At 32.2% G+C, this 15401-nt stretch carries 11 protein-coding genes; all 11 read right to left on the bottom strand.

Going from position 1 to position 15401, the window contains the following annotated elements:
- Position 1: 1 nt before the first annotated feature.
- The 11 genes from OCV48_RS12320 to OCV48_RS12270 all read right to left on the bottom strand — a co-directional run bounded on the left by OCV48_RS12320 (position 2) and on the right by OCV48_RS12270 (position 15395).
- On the bottom strand, positions 2–4237 hold the full coding sequence (locus OCV48_RS12320) for a VWA domain-containing protein (protein WP_147592099.1): 4236 nt from the start codon (positions 4235–4237) through the stop codon (positions 2–4).
- Positions 4238–4327: 90 nt separating this feature from the next.
- On the bottom strand, positions 4328–4969 hold the full coding sequence (gene upp, locus OCV48_RS12315; protein WP_021983290.1) for a uracil phosphoribosyltransferase: 642 nt from the start codon (positions 4967–4969) through the stop codon (positions 4328–4330).
- Between the two features lie 24 nt (positions 4970–4993).
- The gene (locus OCV48_RS12310; RefSeq protein WP_021983291.1) at positions 4994–6337 is read right to left on the bottom strand and encodes a uracil-xanthine permease family protein; all 1344 of its coding nucleotides are present in this window, start codon (positions 6335–6337) and stop codon (positions 4994–4996) included.
- A 222-nt stretch (positions 6338–6559) separates the two neighbouring features.
- Positions 6560–8467 carry an EAL domain-containing protein gene (locus OCV48_RS12305; protein ID WP_021983292.1) on the bottom strand — a complete coding sequence of 636 codons (1908 nt, stop codon included), beginning with the start codon at positions 8465–8467 and terminating at the stop codon, positions 6560–6562.
- 30 nt (positions 8468–8497) lie between these two features.
- Positions 8498–8974, bottom strand: coding sequence for a Cys-tRNA(Pro) deacylase (gene ybaK / locus OCV48_RS12300; protein WP_021983293.1), 477 nt, complete (start codon positions 8972–8974; stop codon positions 8498–8500).
- A 21-nt stretch (positions 8975–8995) separates the two neighbouring features.
- Complete coding sequence (locus OCV48_RS12295; RefSeq protein ID WP_021983294.1) at positions 8996–9898, bottom strand: MBL fold metallo-hydrolase; 903 nt, start codon at positions 9896–9898, stop codon at positions 8996–8998.
- A 68-nt stretch (positions 9899–9966) separates the two neighbouring features.
- Complete coding sequence (locus tag OCV48_RS12290; protein ID WP_021983295.1) at positions 9967–11313, bottom strand: PIN domain-containing protein; 1347 nt, start codon at positions 11311–11313, stop codon at positions 9967–9969.
- A gap of 202 nt (positions 11314–11515) precedes the next feature.
- Complete coding sequence (locus OCV48_RS12285; RefSeq protein WP_147592097.1) at positions 11516–12184, bottom strand: ABC transporter ATP-binding protein; 669 nt, start codon at positions 12182–12184, stop codon at positions 11516–11518.
- 144 nt (positions 12185–12328) lie between these two features.
- Positions 12329–13213 carry a hypothetical protein gene (locus tag OCV48_RS12280; protein WP_147592096.1) on the bottom strand — a complete coding sequence of 295 codons (885 nt, stop codon included), beginning with the start codon at positions 13211–13213 and terminating at the stop codon, positions 12329–12331.
- Positions 13200–14039 carry an ABC transporter permease gene (locus OCV48_RS12275; RefSeq protein WP_021983298.1) on the bottom strand — a complete coding sequence of 280 codons (840 nt, stop codon included), beginning with the start codon at positions 14037–14039 and terminating at the stop codon, positions 13200–13202. Before OCV48_RS12275 ends, OCV48_RS12280 begins: the two co-directional genes overlap by 14 nt.
- Before the next feature lie 27 nt (positions 14040–14066).
- Positions 14067–15395: a PepSY domain-containing protein gene (locus tag OCV48_RS12270; RefSeq protein ID WP_021983299.1), complete on the bottom strand. Its 1329-nt coding sequence runs from the start codon at positions 15393–15395 to the stop codon at positions 14067–14069.
- Positions 15396–15401 lie beyond the last annotated feature (6 nt).

Below are 15401 nucleotides of genomic sequence, written 5' to 3'. Positions count from 1 at the left end.
ATTAATTTGATGATGTACCAATTTTATTCCAGATAAATGGGCCACCATCTGCATCATACCAGAGTGTTCCCTCTTTGTTCACACTGCCATCTTTGTAATTAACTGTAACTGCTGCATATTTGAAATCCCATTCAAATTCAACTTTAAATGATGCATTACCATTTGCATGAATACTAAGTGGTGCGCAATCAAGTTTACCATTTACTCCGGCCTTCATATATGCACCTGACAGATTTCCACCTAAGTCTGCATCAGCACCACCTGATATTTCCATTCCAAAACCTGAAATATTTAACTTAACATTTGCTGAAATGTCTAGTCCACTTTTATTAATCTTAGCCTCAGCCGATGCTTTTTCAGAACCAAGCAATGACATATCTGCACCGATTACGAATTCCGGCTCTGAGAAATTAATCTCTATTTTGCCATCAATGTTACCTATTTCGCCCCAGTCCTTGAATTTCTTTAATAGCTTATTATTACTTACATCTATGGTATTAAATATATTAGCTTCAGCACCTAATTTAGCTGCCAATACTACGTCCTGATAATCATAAGCATCTGACTTTATATCTGTACCGATAATATTGTATGTCTCAGGTGATACAATACTTTCATACAGCTTTAATAATCCTGTACTCATTCCCTGAAGGGAGCCACCGACTTTATTGATTTCAATAATCTTATATATCGGTATTCCGGGATTCAATGAAGCATCTATACTTACTTTATCAGGTAACCAGTAATATGATGACAATGAACCCTCAAGTCCCTCTATGCCTGTTCCTCCAAAACCAGGTATAAGTCTGCTAAAATCAATTTCTCCACCGATACTCCAGTATTCATTATCTGCATCAAGGGAGTTTAATTTAACTTTTATGGACTTTATTCCAAATGTTCCAAATTGTAATGCGTCATTCACATTTACTTCGGCTTCGCCACCAAATTCTATTCCATCAGGTGTTAATGCAATGGAAACTCCAATGTCTCCGGCATCTTTTATGTCAAATTTATTGGCATCTGTTCTTGAAACAGGTGTTGGTTCCGGTTCATTTGCACCTTTTTTATGCTTCAATGATTTATTAACGTCTTTAACTATCTCATCTAATCTTATGCTCTTAACATCTATCTGCAGACGGTTTGAATACAGATTAACTTCTGCAACATCGACATCCATTATCAGTGGAATTGATAAATCAAAGTCACAAATATTATTATCAAAACCTGCCGAAGAAGAATCTACATCTATAGAATATCTGTGTTTTTGAATAACATAGTCCTTACCACCCATAACAAGTGTTGTGAAGTTCTGTCCGTTTGCTTCTGACATCTGTTTATAACTTACATATAGTTTGGAATTGCCGCTTAATGTACCGCTTTCGCCTACATATACAGATGAATTTGCATTTAAGTCAATGTCTTTATCCATTCCATTTACGGTTATCTCCATATCGCCTGCACTATGTACAAAACCATTTAGCATAACATTTCCACTTGCTAATAATTTGTTATCTGAAATTTGTCCGATTGCATCAGCAGTAATGGTACTTCCACCTAATCTTATGGACTTGGTTGTACCTGATTTGAATACGCTAAACATTTTATTAGCAATAATTAATCTTCCATCTGATGTCTTAATCTGGATATCATATCTTCCCGGTTCAATTGTACCCTTTAATGTGGCTGTTAATGTAGTCTTACTTTCCACTTTGATATCCGTAAGCGGAATTTTACCTACGGAAATATTCATTCCCTCTTCAAAACCACCACCTGTAATCGTAACACTTATGCCATTTGTTACATCTTTTATACAGGTTGTACCTGGAGTAATTGACGATATTCCCAATGTATTTTCATCGATTTTCTCAATTGAATCTTTGTTACCTTCATCAGATGGTTTGTTTTCTTCCTTAATATAATAATCTTTGTTATCAGATGTACTGTATTCATCAATTGATACCATAAGATTTCTTGGATCTGTTTCCACATTTTTCTCTACCGTATATTCTATACAGTAATTATTCACTATGTATTTCTGTAATGTCAGATAAATGTCCGATAATTCTGACGAACTTGATGCTTTAATGAATTTACCACCTGTCTTATCAGCAATGTCTTTCATATATTCCTCATCAGCATCACCAAATGCTACTGTATATACAGCTATCCCTTCATCGACTGCGTTCTGTATCGCTTCCGGCATGGCAGCCGTATTTCCGTCCTGACCATCAGACATAAGTATTATAGCTCTGCTTCCTGTTTCATCTTTTATTTCATCAATTCCGGCATTAAGTCCACCGGCAATATTAGTTCCTCCGTCACTTTCTATGCTGTTAATTGCACGTTTAAGTCTTTCATGTGAATCTGTAAGTTTCTGCACATTTTCAGCACCATCAGCATATGCTATTATTGAAATCTTTTCATTTTCTTTTTCCATATAATTTACTGCTTCAACGGCAGCCATCTTAGCATTATCTATTGGTGAACCTAACATGCTTCCACTCTTATCCATCACTATCGCAATGCTTACTTTACTGCTTGATTTATCGCTTAATATTTTAAAATTATCTATTTCATATAAAGTATCTATTAATGTAAAATCGTTTTCTTTAAAATCTGATGCTAACTCATTTTTACCCTCTTTATCACCATTGATATTCACATATGCTTTTATCTTTGGATATTCAGATTTATCAATTCTGCTTATATGAATATTCAATTTATCATATTTGAGTGTGTTAGTAACATATGAATTAAATGAGCCATTAATTGTGCTTTCATCAGAAGGAACCACTCCATTTGTCTGTGCATCAATCAACGCATCAACGACAGCATTTAATTCTGAATTATATTCATCTGTCGTTAACTTATTATATTGCTCAACTACTTCATCGAGTGCCTCTTTTATGGCTGAATTATCTGAAATATCTACACTATTATCTATTACCTCGTATAAATATTTATTAGCAGTCTCTCTGTCTCCTATAATCAGATACAGTTTGGCAAGCTGCAGATTATACATTCCTGTTTCATCACCATTCTTAGGTCTTTTTGCAAGAATATAATTAATTGCCCTTTTTACGTCCACATAATTTGCTTCTGTATACAAATCATTTGCTTCTGATAACAGCTTATCTATCTGTGCTTGAATTTCATCTGTAATATTATCATTATATTCTTCTAATTTCTTCGCCTGCTCGTATTTCCTCTCAGCCTTTTCTATTAATTTTCTAACCTCAGAATCTACAGATTTATTATCTATATCATTACCAGTACCATTGTCTATTGCATAATCTGACCTGTCATCTGGTGAATTATTAATACCGTCACCACTTGTCATTACATTATCAGTATTTAACTGTGCTTTAGAATATGCCTCCTGCGCAATAACGTCAGTATATATAACATAGTTCTCTTCATTTCTATATTTATTAATAAGCTTGTCAGCTGCTTTCTTAGCTGCCTCATAATCTTTTATATATATGTAATATTTACAATAAAGTCTTAATACATCCTCACTTTTACCATATTCACTCTCTATATCTTTCAAATCATTTTCAGTAATTTCAGAAATATCCTGACCATACAATTTATTATCCATTTCATAGTCCTGTGTATAATCCTGAAGCTGTTTGTCTGAGAATTTCATCTCATTCATATAATCCTTCGCTATTTCTATAGCTTCTTCAGTCTTTTCAGTTTTAACATTATATGAGCCTGAAGCAGTATATTGTATCTGTATATCCTCTAAATCAGCAAGATAATCCTTATAATCCGTATATTTTTCTTCTGATTCTCCAACCAGGCCTATTTCTTCCTTACAAATTTGTTGAACTTTTTTAACATATTTCTTATCAATATCTTTAAGTTCGCCACTTTCTAAAAGTCTTTCTGATTTAAAATATCCCTGTATATAATCCTGCTCTATTAATGATGATATAACGCCTAAAACCTCTGCTTTAACGCCATACTCGCCACCAACTGTAGCAAGTTTTACCTCCGCACTTGATATATTTCCATCTATAAGATAATTATATGCCACAAATAAATCTGAAGCATCCGACTTATCTTTCCTAACTGTATTCAAAATACCCATCGTCACTGAACCGATGGTTAATATAATAATTGTTGACATTAATATCCATTCAAATGCTTTTCGTCTTATTCTCAGGAATATATGCCCTAGTATATCAATTATCAGAAATATTCCAAAAACTATTGCCAGCTTCCAATACATTCTTTTTCTCCTTTGATTCGTTTAATATATTTTTTTAACCTAAAAATGGAATTAAGGTAATATGCTCCCTTAATCCCATAATTATCTAAATTATTTTGTACCAAATATTCTGTCGCCTGCATCACCAAGTCCAGGACAAATATAAGCATCTTCATTTAAACATCTGTCTAACTGACCTACATATAACTGGATATCAGGATGTGCTGTCATTAATCTGTCAATTCCCTCTGGTGCGGCAATTATTGACATAAACTTTATCTTCTTTCCGCCATGCTGTTTTATGAAATTAACTGCGGCAACTGCTGAACCACCTGTTGCAAGCATAGGATCTGTTACAACGATTACTCTCTCTTCAATTGGAGTTGGAAGCTTACAATAATATTCCTCCGGCTCATGAGTTTCTTCATTTCTGCATAAACCAATATGACCTACTTTTGCACTTGGTGTAAGTGCAAGTATTCCACCCACCATACCAAGACCAGCTCTAAGAATAGGTACAACTGCAAGTTTTCGTCCTGCTATCATTGGTGTCGTACACTTTTCAATAGGAGTTTCAATCTCTACATCTTCTGTTGGAAGATCTCTAAGTGCTTCATATCCCATAAGCATAGCGATTTCTTCTATTATAGTTCTGAATTCGTTAGTTCCTGTATTCTTATCCCTAAGCATTGAAATCTTATGCTTAATTAATGGGTGGTCTAAAATAGTTACATTCTCATAGTTTTTGTACATACCTTTACCTCGCTTCTATATTTTCTATTCTTTAAATTCGTAATCTTTTCCTGGAAGAATTGCATTCAATAATATTCCCGCTATTGCGGCAATTGCAAGTCCTGATAATGTAATTGCTACACCGGCTACATTGAATGTAATACCTGAGGCAATAACTGATTCACCTGCTGCATTACTTACTGACTGATATTCTATGCCAAGAGATGTTACTAATATTACCGCTGCAATAATAAGATTTCTGCTCTTTGTAAAATCTACGGCATTTTCTACTACGTTTCTTACACCAATTGAGGAAATCATTCCATATAAGATTAATGACACACCACCAATAATTGCTGATGGAATAACCTGAATTACAGCTGCAAATTTTGGTGAGAATGATAACATAACTGCAAAAAGTGCTGCAATTCTCATAACAACCGGATCATACACTTTGGTTAATGCAAGTACACCTGTATTTTCTCCATATGTTGTATTCGCAGGGCCACCAAATGCTGCTGATAAACTTGTTGCAAGACCATCACCTAAAAGCGTTCTGTGAAGTCCCGGATCAGCAATATAATTCTTACCTGTGGTTGCTCCGATTGCTGATATATCACCGATATGTTCCATCATTGTTGCCAATGAAATTGGTACAACTGCTACAATTGCACTTACATCAAATTTCATAAATTCACTTGTTTTTAATGGAAGTCCAACCCATGCAGCATTCCTGATTGTTGCATAATCAATTGTTCCATGTCCATATTTAGCAAGAATAATTGCTATTACATATGTTCCAACTACTCCAAGCATAATTGGAATAATCTTAACCATTCCTTTACCCCATATGTTACATACGATAACAATGGCTATTGCTATAATTGCAAGAAGCCAGTCTGTTTTACAGTTATTTATAGCTGATGGTGCAAGTATAAGACCTATGGCTATAATAATTGGTCCTGTTACAACAGGTGGGAAAAATTTCATTACTTTTTTCGCTCCAAATACTTTAACCAATGCGGCTACCACTACATATACAAGTCCGGCTATAAATACACCACCACAGGCATATGGTAATGCATTAACTCCCTCGCCAAAGTCCATTGCCTTAACGGCTGAATATCCTCCTAGAAATGCAAAAGAAGAACCTAAAAATGCAGGTACTTTTCCCTTTGTTATTAAATGAAACAATAAAGTTCCAAGTCCTGCCATTAATAATGTTGTTGAAATTGATAATCCTGTCAGTATTGGAACTAATACTGTTGCACCAAACATTGCAAATGTATGCTGGATACCCAATAATAATGTCTTAGAAATACCTAACTGTTTGATATCATAGATTGCTCCATCTGACGGATTTTCTGACTGAATGCCAAGTTCCTTCATTTTCTTTCCTCCTGAATTGTTATTTTGCGGTAATATAAAAAACGATTACACACGCTTCTTTATATTATACAAAATTCGGCTGAAAATATCTATATCTATTTTTATTATAACCATTATCCTAGAAAAGACTTTTTAACCCTTATAACAAAAAATAAAATATATGACACACACCCGATTAAGGAAATATGAGAGCATGTGTCATAGACGGACTTCTTGGCCTTACTAATCATCTAAAAAGTTTAAAAAATTCTTCTGTGATAATGGTTTTGAATAATAATATCCTTGCAGATATTCACAACCAATAGACTCTAATTTTGCAGCCTGTTCAGCTGTTTCAATCCCTTCTGCCACAATATGGAACCCTAACTTTCTAATCATTTTTACACTACTATCTAGTGCAATTCCTGCTTTATCATTTTTAAATGATGACCATACTATAGTCTTATCCATTTTGATAAGATGAAATGGAAGATTTATCAGATAATTAATATTTGAGTATCCTGTACCATAATCGTCTAACGAGAACTGTACACCACCTTCAACTAATTTTCTCATATTAATATCTAACATCTGAGGTGAATTAACTGTGGCTGTCTCTGTTATCTCTAAATTAATCTGTCCCGGATGGAGTCCATATTTTTCAATCTTATCAGAAACCCTTTTAGCCATATCGTGTTTCATACATTCAATAACAGACACATTTACTTCTATATATTCTATGCCCTTTTTATATAATTCATTGGTTCTTGCGAATCTACATACTTCATCTAATACGAAATCATCAATTCTTATAATTGAACCATCTTCCTCTGCAATCGGTATAAATTCTTCCGGTGAAATAAATCCTAATTCCTCATCATTAAGTCTTACTAATGCCTCTGCTGAATTAATCTTCTTATCCTTCGTTGAATAAATAGGCTGAAAATATACCTCAAATGATTTATTCTTAATGGCTTTATGTATTGCTAATTTAACCTTGCTTTTTCTTCTTCCATTATAATATTCATTATCTCCTGCAATTATTACTCTGTTTTCCTTGCCATGATCTTCCTTAGCAAAATAATTAGTACAGGTAAATAGTTCTTCTAATTCTGATACATCCTCAGGATAACGGATAAGGCAAATGTCCATTATTACAGGTATCTCCAGATCTCCAACCATCCATACTCTGTCACAGTCTTTAAGTATTTCTTCTGTTAAGTCCTTCATTTGCTCATATGTATTTACATTAGATACAATGTAAAACATATAGTCAGACACTCTATATATCTTCATATCTTTTGTCTTAGAATTAAGGTAATCTGCTAAATCAATTTCAAAATCACTCATGCAGTCTTTACCAAATATTTTCTCAAGATATTCATAATCCTCAATGCTTACTGAAATTACATTAAATGGAATCTTTGATGTAATAAATACTTTTGCCCGGTCCATAAATGCTTTACGATTAAATGTGGCCACTCTTCCGTCTATCAGATCATCAGGTTTCTGCACATTAAAGTACAACACTAAGAAACATATCGCCTCGCCAAAACTTTCTACAAGGTATCTCGGATTAACACACTGTATAATTACTGATAATATAGTTACTATTGCAAAGAATTCTATATTATATAATTTGTATTTTTCTATGATTTTATCAAATCTTCTAATATAAAATATGGCAAATACAATGTAAAATATGCTTATGGCATATATGACTCCAATTAGTTTTCCTCTTACAAACCCATTCACTTTATCAATTTTAAAAATAACATTTGTGAATGTATTAATAGCTAACAACACAAGTCCAAACACAGCCGGTATTGTAATTACTACCCATAACTTACGATTTCTTCTGTAGCAACTTTCAGCACTTTCGAGATTATATAAACAATACATTACTATCATAAGCATCTTAAATATAAAATATATATACTCTAAAATATATATATACCATATACTATATTTCTCAATATGATTTATAAAATATCCCGATAACAAATCTGTAATTGATGTAACAAGAAGATATACCAGCATACTCACGTAGATTTTAAACTGTGAATCATGTTTTATTCTTCCCATAATGCAGGCAGCAAGGATAATACATGTTAATATTATTGCACATACTTCATATTCTAAAATATACACACTTACCACCTGCTTTCCTTTTCATATTTTCTACATACATATATCTTCAATAATTGCTGATGTTACTTTAACTATATCTTCTGGTGCCAGAACAAGTTGTGTTCCTATTCGTCCACCACTTATAATCACTTTGTCATAATTCATTATGCTATTATGCAACACTGTCTTATACTGCTTCTTCATACCAATAGGTGTACAACCACCTCTTACATATCCTGTCACTTTATTAATATCCTTAACATGTAACATTTCCACATTCTTCTCGCCGACCACTTTAGCTGCTTTCTTTAAATCAAGTTCTTTATCTATAGGAATTACAAATACAAAATAATTACTGCTTTTTCCTACTGCCACTAAAGTCTTAAATGACTCATCATAATTCTGTCCAAGTCTGTCAGCAATATCTGTTCCACTTATAAATTCATCACATTCATAAGTATTTATATCATATTTAATTTTATTTCTATCTAAAATACGCATCGCATTTGTTTTCAATTCTTTACCCATTGTAAGTCGCTTCCTTTGATGTCATTTATTTTGTTCTATTTTAATATTCTTAGTCCCATCGCTATCACATCTGATGTTTCCATTACAATTAAAATAATACTTTACATTTAATTTCTCCAATTCATATATCAGACTTGTCGATACTTTACTTTCTGATTCACATGTAATTATCGCATATTCAGGGGCTGACTCGTCTATAAACTGTATGGTATTATCCTCTAATCTGCCATGATAAGGTACCTTTAAAACATCTGCCTTAATCATTGAATCACCTAACAACTCTGATATTCTCTCATCTTCAATATCTCCCGTAAATAAAAAACTATCATTATTATTCACTATCTTTGTAACCAGTGAATTGTTATTATCATCTTCATTAAAAGTTTCTTTCGCAGGATAGATATCCATTATAATTCCGTCAAATTCTATTCTGATATTATCTGTTACATAACTTATCAGATTTAACTTATTCCATTTATTAAGTTTGTCCATAAATTTCTGATAAATACTTCCTGTACCATCATATTTAGGCATATAGATAACATTTACATCGAAGTTCTTAACTATATCTTTCGCCCCGCCTATGTGGTCTTTATCATAGTGAGTAATTATCATTCCATCTAATTTCTTTATATTTTTGCTCTTAAGAAATGCAGTAACCTCATCTGCTGTTTCTTCGTATCCTGTGTCTATCAGATATGTGTGCGTTTTAGATTGAATCAACATACAATCACCCTTACCCACATTCAGATAATCAACAACCAGGTAATTATTTTTAGTTATGTTTGCGCCTGTACCTGTAATTTTTTCTTTTTCTCTGCTACATAATAGCAGAAATATACATAAACAGATGCATAATAATGTTGTTAGAAAAAATCTTATGTATTTAAATTCCGTACTGGTTTTTCTTCTATATAAAAACATTATTATCATCTCCATTTTATTTAGTGTTATATTCACGCTTTAAATATTGTGAAACATCACACCTTAATTTATTTTCTTTTTAAATTTGCATACTGCCCTTTAATCATCATATAAAGTTCATGACCTTTTTCTTGTCCTAATCTGCTTACAAGCATTCTGTAGAAGTGCTGTTTTCCTGTTGATTTACCAATAGTTTCAACTAATACAGGAACAACATCTTCTTCATACTTATCACCTATAATATTCTTAATATCATCCGTTATATTTAATTTTACTTCTGCTGCAAAAATCTTATTTTTTGATGTAGGATTTTGAATATTCAGATTTGGTTTCTTATCTATAGTGTTGTTTACTTCAGTTTTAACTTTTTCTGTTTTAACTTCTTCAGTTTTTACTTCTGTATTCAGATTATAAGAGCTGTTATAATTACCTGTATTATCTTGTCTGTTCATATCATATGAATTGTTATAATTATCAGTATTGCCTTGTCTGTTCATATCATATGAATTATTATAATTACCATTATATCTTGGTCTGTTCGTATTATATGAATTATTGTAATTACCATTATATCTTGGTCTGTTTGTACCATATGAATTATTGTAATTACCATTATATCTTGGTCTGTTCGTATTATATGAACTATTTGAATTACCGGCAAATTTAGGTCTGTTTAAACTATAAGAATTGTTCTGATAATTGCCATATGATCTGTAATCACCTGTTTTATATTCAACAAATCTTCCCGGTACAGACTGATTATCTTTAATAGTCTGTTTATCCTCAGGATATCTTCTGCCATATCCTTTATCATATCCTCTGTCTGAATGTCTCTCATATGATTGTGTCTCTCCTTCGGCAGAGTTTCTGTTATTAGAAGACTGTTTTACAAGTCCCTGAGGTTCAGTTTCTGTTGAACTATCATTATTGTCGTTATCATTGCTATTACTATTCTGCATAAATGGAGATTTTCTCATATCTATTTTCTCAATGAATTTACCTGTAAGACCATCATCAAATTCATCGCTTGTGCTGCTCTCCACATCAGAAGTAGCAATACTCTTACAAAGTCTGATATTGCAATTGCAAAGCTCCTGATTCTCCTCCCAGAAACTTGTTGCACAAAGAAATCCTTTATCCTGACTGATTATAACTATATTCTTATAGCTATTCTCCATAACCAGATATCCAAGATATGTTGATAACTGGAAGTCTAATGAATTTCTTCCACCTCTAAGTATTCTGAAAGTTTCAATCTCAGCTTTACTCTTGCTAAGTAACATATGTACATCAAAAGTTATTGCATCTGCGTTTTTACTGTAAAAAATAACTACTTTGTCACCCTCACTAAGCTCTTCAACGCCTCTAAGTCCTCCTGAACGAACATTTTCAAAATCCACTAAATATACTGTCATTAATAAATTCCTCTCTATTCTACTAATGCAGGTACTTTGCGCAAATCATAACTGTATATATTATAGCAGACTTGATTATTACAAGCAATACAAAGTAATAAATATTCGCATCAGCACATTAGTATATTATTAATAAAACCTTAATTAATATGCTCAATCAATGTTTCATTACTATTATAAATACCATATAAATACTAAAATATCAGTTCTCTACCTTATCTCTCTTTGAGACCTTTCCATGATTTATATCATATATTTCATCACATAATGTCTGAATATCTTCATTATTATGACTAACTAAAAGAATAGTTTTACCTTCTTTTCGGAGTTCTTTTAATATTCCTCTCATATCTTCGACACCCTCATTATCCAGACCATTCATAGGCTCATCTAATATATAAATATTCGGTTTCTCCATCATTGCCTGGGCAAGTCCCAGTCTTTGTCTCATTCCAAGGCTATATTTTCTTACAAGTTTATTTTCTGCACCCTCTAATCCTACTTTCTTCATTATTTCAAGTATTTCTTCTTTCCCAATTTTCTTTCTTAAATTAGCAAGTATTTTCAGATTTCTATATCCACTGTAATAAGGTATAAAACCCGGTGTCTCAATAATAATTCCTACATTTTGTGGAAAATCGACATCTTTACCAATCTTCTTTTCATCAACATATATATCACCTGACGTAGGTTTTACAAATCCACATATGCATTTCATAAGCATAGTTTTACCAGAACCATTTCTTCCGACAAGTCCATGAATTTTACCCTGTTCTAGTTTAATATTTACATCTGAAAGTATCGTATCTTTCTTAATTGTTAATCCTAAGTTGTTAACCTGAATTGCATAATCTTTCTTTTCCTGACTCATACACTAATCCTCCATTCCGCAGACGTTTACGTCGAAGGAATCGCGAGCAAAATTTCAAATTTTGCTCTGCGATAATAGCTAAAGGTGACGTCTGCGACACCTTTAGCTGTGTGAAAAATCTACATATCAATTCGATTTTTCACACTAATCCTCCATATCTGTTATCTTTGCAAAATCGTATCTTTTTACAGTTACCAAACTTACTGCAAACAGTACTATTAACAGTACTATAAAATAAATATATGAATATGAAATTTTAAATTTCTGTATTCTCAAAACATCATCAAAGTGCAGCCATGCAATTGAATGTGCCGACGGAAATACCCATTGTATTTTACTCTTTAGTCCACACAATGCACTTCCTACTCCTATAATTGTATAACTTATAAGAATTCCCATCATTCTTTTGCCAACTGAAAAGCTTACTAATAACATAAGTTCCATAACCATAAGATATAGCATTAATAACGTTATGGTTAAAATAACAGTCTGAACCGGTGTCATATTGTTATACAGCTTTCCATTTACAAGCATCGGAATCCTTGCCATCTTTTCGTTCGGAAATGCTTTTGTATATGATGTAATTACATTACTCCACATATTTTTACCAAACGAATGTCTTACAACAAGTGTTACGGAAATAACTAATATACTCATTAAATATGAACCTGCCGCCATTATTCCGAACAACAATTGTCCAAACATCCAGTTATTCTTGCCGACTCTTGAAATGTAAAACATTGTATTACCATCTGTTTTAGGAAAATCACTTACAAGTACAATGAATACAGCCGGAATAACCATTATTAATAATGATGAATTAGTCATCGCAATAAATGGTTCAAATACCATAAGCATTTCTCCCATTTTATGAGCTGCCTTTAACATTTCCTGAATAATGTAATCATATAAAAACACATATAATATCATAAAAATAAGAATTCTCGGATTACATATCCATTTAATGTATTCTGTCTGTGCAACATTTCTAATCATATGAAAGGATAATCCTGACTTATTCTTCTCCACAATCACACTTCCTTCCTATATAGATTCTGCATAAGACCATAATTAATATTGTTATACTTCCAAAAATAATTAACTCTTCTTTCATATCTACAATATATACTTCTTCTATATTGGTCACTAATGCATTATAGAGTTTTGGATATTTACCCTTTTGAACAAATTTTTCAAACAGATAGTTCAACATAAACGGAATCGATATTACTATGTATTTGTTCCTGTTTATCATTGATATTCCAAATGCACAGATAACCGATACTGCACCATATAGAAACATTCTTATGAACTTCATTATTATAAGTGCATTTATACCTATTTGTTTATACAACATTGAAGTTAATCCACTTTTATTTTTCAAAAAATCATTTTCAATCCGTATGCTCATCCCGGTTCCTTTTGGAAATATAAAATATATGATAAGACAAAATATAATATATCCTAACAGCACTATCAAGCCTCCTGAAAACATTGCCGCCATATATTTTCCTGTTATGTATCTGGTTTTTCCGACTCTGCTTATTTCAAACCTTGTAATGCTGTTCTTCTTTTCACCACATACTCCTATTATGAAAGGAATAGCCACAATTATTGGTACAAACATTTCTAAATATCCCGGAACACCTGTTATCATAATGTCTCTTGCATGTAAATCACCAATACCTATGACTTCCTCTTTTTCATCATCAAGAGCCAGTCCAATAACGGTGTATTCCTCACCCGTCTCCGGTGATGTATATATATTTCCCAATAACAGCAATACAACAACTGCAGCAATTGCCAGATAAAAAACTTTATTTGTTAATATCTTAGTTAGTTCTTCTCTAAACATTTGACACCTCTTTCGTTTTCTTCTCAATTAATTTACAGCTTCATATTGTATTCTACCTGTCTGCATATCAACATAAAAAATATAGTTTGTATCATCATTATCATTAGTGCATTCCACTTTCCATGCAGGCTTGCCTTCCCAATTTTCAGTATTAAGTATATTTCCATCTAATGCATTTCTAAGATAAATCATCTCAATTGATTTAACCTCATATCTGGAATTACTTCCGATATTCTCTGATAATGCCTGTAAAGCACTATCAAGTGATACTATCTCTGTAATAGCCTTAGATGTCTTTATTAATTTATTATAATTATTAGGATTACCTATATATTCATCAATGTCATCCGTATCCACCATAATCGCCTTAAAATCATCAGTTTTATGACTACTTATTACACCAACAGAATTTATAGTTCCTGTATTAAATATTAATCCCTCATAACATCTTGTTAAAGAGAATTCAAGACATATCTTTCCTTCTTCCACTTCAAATACTTCTATTTTTGCTACTTTCCTTTTAACATCAGGCATACTATCATATGGAAGTCTGTTATTAAAATAATCTTCCGTAAAATCTATTGCCTGTTTTATTGTGATTGATTTTCCATCGAATAATGTGTAACTGTCATCTAAATTCTTATCATTTGGATAATATATCTCTATAGGCTCATAATCTTCTTCCGGATCTTCCGGAAAACCATTTTCTTTATTACGGAATGTAACTTCATATAATTTTCCTTTTATGAGTGTAACATTGAATTCCGGCGATACATAAATATATCTGTTATCACCCTTGTCCGACCATATTTTAGTGTATGCCAGACTTGGTAAATTATATTTTACCTCTTCCTTAGCCTTATAAGTTCCATTTTTAATCTTTTCTTTTAACTCATCATAAGTAATATAGATATAACCATTTTCCTCGGCAGTTAAAGTTGATACATCTATAAGTTCCTCCGGATCCAGAGTATCCATATCAAAGTAATGTTCAATTACCTTAACCTCTTCCTCCAATATGGTTTCTTCATCCTTAATTCCTCTATACGGTTCCGTATTCTCCGTCTCTTTAATCTCATATAATTTATCCACACCTTCTTCTGCTAAATTTATTGCAACATCTTTACCATGTAAATTTTCATAATAACCTTCTTCTATCTTATTAATAGCCTCATCTTTCTTATCTCGTATTTCTGATAGTGTCAGATATTCTAAATCGTCATTTCTTTCAACCTGATTATAATAATTCGAATATGATATTTCTTTATTATTCTTTATAATATATCCACCTATGTATATGCCCCATAACAGAACTAATATGGTTGTAATTCCGGTTATAATGTATCTTTTCTTCATACTGCT

It is taken from the genome of Bovifimicola ammoniilytica, from assembly GCF_025567085.1.
Classification (GTDB): Bacteria; Bacillota; Clostridia; order Lachnospirales; family Lachnospiraceae; genus Bovifimicola; species Bovifimicola ammoniilytica.
Note: the sequence above shows the minus strand (reverse complement) of the source record. Positions and strands in the feature narration are given on the sequence as shown.

Coding starts and splice junctions, on each gene's coding strand:
- OCV48_RS12320 (WP_147592099.1), bottom strand. CDS start 4,237: ATGTATTGGAAGCTGGCAATAGTTTTTGGAATATTTCTGATAATTGAT.
- upp (WP_021983290.1), bottom strand. CDS start 4,969: ATGTACAAAAACTATGAGAATGTAACTATTTTAGACCACCCATTAATT.
- OCV48_RS12310 (WP_021983291.1), bottom strand. CDS start 6,337: ATGAAGGAACTTGGCATTCAGTCAGAAAATCCGTCAGATGGAGCAATC.
- ybaK (WP_021983293.1), bottom strand. CDS start 8,974: ATGGGTAAAGAATTGAAAACAAATGCGATGCGTATTTTAGATAGAAAT.
- OCV48_RS12295 (WP_021983294.1), bottom strand. CDS start 9,898: ATGTTTTTATATAGAAGAAAAACCAGTACGGAATTTAAATACATAAGA.
- OCV48_RS12290 (WP_021983295.1), bottom strand. CDS start 11,313: ATGACAGTATATTTAGTGGATTTTGAAAATGTTCGTTCAGGAGGACTT.
- OCV48_RS12285 (WP_147592097.1), bottom strand. CDS start 12,184: ATGAGTCAGGAAAAGAAAGATTATGCAATTCAGGTTAACAACTTAGGA.
- OCV48_RS12275 (WP_021983298.1), bottom strand. CDS start 14,039: ATGTTTAGAGAAGAACTAACTAAGATATTAACAAATAAAGTTTTTTAT.
- OCV48_RS12270 (WP_021983299.1), bottom strand. CDS start 15,395: ATGAAGAAAAGATACATTATAACCGGAATTACAACCATATTAGTTCTG.